This window comes from Hyphomonas sp. (assembly GCF_046313735.1).
GTDB lineage: Bacteria > Pseudomonadota > Alphaproteobacteria > Caulobacterales > Hyphomonadaceae > Hyphomonas.
The window spans coordinates 1-2,540 of record NZ_JBKBXW010000099.1 but is presented as its reverse complement, the minus strand read 5'-3'; the positions used below and the strand labels follow the sequence as shown (position 1 = coordinate 2,540).

3 protein-coding genes are annotated in these 2,540 nt (G+C 66.1%); 2 read left to right on the top strand and 1 reads right to left on the bottom strand.

The window, feature by feature from the left end; all coding sequences use genetic code 11:
• Both ACK4SV_RS16735 and ACK4SV_RS16730 read left to right on the top strand, forming a co-directional pair.
• Positions 1–1,149: aldehyde dehydrogenase family protein (locus ACK4SV_RS16735; RefSeq protein WP_409918982.1), on the top strand; the 1,149-nt coding region annotated here is incomplete at its 5' end.
• Positions 1,150–1,162: 13 nt separating this feature from the next.
• Positions 1,163–2,020 (top strand): PdaC/SigV domain-containing protein, encoded by an 858-nt coding sequence (locus ACK4SV_RS16730; RefSeq protein ID WP_409918981.1) that lies wholly within the window; start codon positions 1,163–1,165, stop codon positions 2,018–2,020.
• A 150-nt stretch (positions 2,021–2,170) separates the two neighbouring features.
• Here the strand turns inward: ACK4SV_RS16730 and ACK4SV_RS16725 are convergent.
• Positions 2,171–2,540, bottom strand: a 370-nt coding sequence (locus tag ACK4SV_RS16725; protein WP_409918980.1) for a DUF6265 family protein, incomplete at its 5' end; no start/stop codon positions are given.

The window sequence follows — 2,540 nt, the reverse complement described above, 5'->3', positions numbered from 1 at the left end:
GCGCAGGCAGAGGCGGAATTTTCCGCGCCTGTGCGCCTGCCGGGACCGACCGGGGAGACCAACCATATCTCCTTGCACGGACGAGGTGTGTTCGCGTGTATCAGCCCGTGGAACTTCCCGCTCGCCATCTTCACCGGCCAGATCGTGGCCGCGCTGGCAGCGGGCAATACGGTCGTCGCCAAGCCAGCCGAACAGACACCGCTGATCGCCTTCGAGGCGGTGCGCCTGTTTCACGCGGCCGGCCTTCCGGGCGATGCGCTGCATCTGCTGCCCGGACGGGGCGAGACAGTCGGCGGGGCGCTGACGCCGGATCTGCGCGTCTCCGGCGTCTGCTTCACTGGCGGCACGGCGACCGCACGGTTGATCAACCGCACCATCGCCTGCCGGGAAGGGCCGATCATTCCGCTGATCGCCGAGACCGGCGGGCTGAACGGATTGTTCGTGGACACCACGGCTCTGCGCGAACAGGTGATCGACGACATCATCGTCTCGGCCTTTGGTTCGGCGGGCCAGCGCTGCTCGGCGCTGCGGATTGCGTTCCTGCCGCATGACACCGCCGACGGGCTGATCGAAGGGCTGATCGGGGCGATGAACGAATTGAAGATCGGCGATCCGGCGCTCGCCGACACCGATGTCGGCCCGGTGATTGATGCCGAGTCTCGCAGGACGCTGGAGCTGCATCTGGACCGGATGAAAACCGAGGCGCGAGTGCTGCACCAACTCGGCTCCGGACCGCTCGGCGAGGGCGGGCATGGCTTCGGCCCGGCGCTGGTGGAACTCGCCTCGCTCGACCAGATCAGTGAGGAGACGTTCGGGCCGATCCTTCATATCGTGCGCTATGATCCGGATGATGTGGCCGAAGTCGGCGCCGCCCTGAAGGCCAAAGGCTACGGTCTGACGCTGGGCGTGCATTCGCGGCTGGAGCGCTTCCATGCCGCCGTCCGCGCGGCGATGCCGGCGGGCAATACCTATGTGAACCGCTCGATGACCGGCGCGGTGGTCGGCGTGCAGCCGTTTGGCGGGGAGGGGCTTTCCGGCACCGGACCGAAGGCGGGCGGGCCGCATTATCTCCATCGTTTCGCCACGGAACGGGTGGTAAGTGTCAACATCACCGCCCAGGGCGGCGACCCGGAACTCCTGAGTCTGTAAGGAATTTTTGCCCATGACCCGCTCTCTCCTCACCCTTTCTGCGGCCGCGTTCGTGCTGGCCGCCTGCATGCAGGGCGAGGAGGTCGGCCCGCCGCAACTGTCCGAGACGCGGGCGGCGGAGACGGCTTCGCTGCCGGCCAATCTTGGCAGCCCGGCGATGGAAATCACCAATGAGAGCTTCGAAGGCCGCGCCGTGGTGGACCCGCAGATTGCGGCGTTTGATCCGCAGCTGGCCGGCCAGCTGATGGCGCGGGCGCAGGAGGCGCTGGAAGAGATGAACGCGTCGGCCAGCCGCGATCAGGCCGAATGGGCCGCGGCCGTCGAAGAGGGCGAGACGGGCTATACCTTCCGGCCGTATGAGATGGAAGTGCGCCACCATGCCATCTCGCAGGCAGACGGATTCATCAGTGTGCAGCAGGACATCTACCTCAATTCCGGCGGGGCGCATCCGAATTACTTCCTCGGCGGCGCGCTGTACGGCGTCGAAGGCGGCGGGCCGGTGCCGATCACGGCGATCGTGGCCGATCCGGCGCTGTTTGGCGCGCGGCTGAAGGCGGGCCTGGTCGAGGCCAAGATCGACCGCGGCTATGAGGAATCGGCGCGCGGCTATGTCGAGGAACAGGTCGAGGAATATCTCGGCGATGACGCCGTGGCGGGGTCCGAATGGGCCAATAGTTACATCCTCAATCCGTCCACGGAGGAAGGCAGGTTCGGCGGCATCACGGTGCTGTTCTCACCCTATGATGTCGGCCCTTATGCCGAGGGCAGCTATGAGATCACGATTCCGGCCGCCGAGCTTGAAGGCCTGTTGACGCCGGCCTGGGCGGCGCGGTTTGGCGGCGAGCCTGTGCTGCCGCCGAAGGAGGAGTGAGGTCGGGCGACCCTTCAAGCCCCTTCTCCTTTGGGAGAAGGGGTTGGGGATGAGGGGCTGCGAGATAACGGCTGTCATTAACATTGGCTGGCGTAGCGCCCCCTCACCCCCAGCCCCTCTCCCGCGGGAGAGGGGAGTGTGGCCCAGCCTTCAGCAGCGGCGGAGGTTGTAGGTCTGGGCGCGGTCGCCGTTCATGCGGGCGATGGTGGCGGTCAACCGGCGGCCGTCGCGCTGATAGGTGATGCGCTGCGGGAAATCATGTGACGGGTTGACGAAGGTGATGACGTTCCGAGCGCGGCTTTCCTCCGTGAACTGAGAGGGGCCGAAGCCGCCGGGATAGGCGTTGAACACCGCCGGGCGGCCGGCATCGATGCGCGTCTGTTCGAAATAGGTGGCGACCTGGCCGTCAAGGTTCAGGGCGTAGCCGAACAGATAGCCATGCTCTTCCTTTGTCCAGACTTCCTTATAGCTGCGGTCATCCGTGCGCCAGCAGCCGGTCATCCAGTCGAGCGATTCCTGG

Excerpts from the sequence above, each read along its gene's own strand:
- ACK4SV_RS16730 (WP_409918981.1), top strand. The coding sequence starts at position 1,163 with ATGACCCGCTCTCTCCTCACCCTTTCTGCGGCCGCGTTCGTGCTGGCC.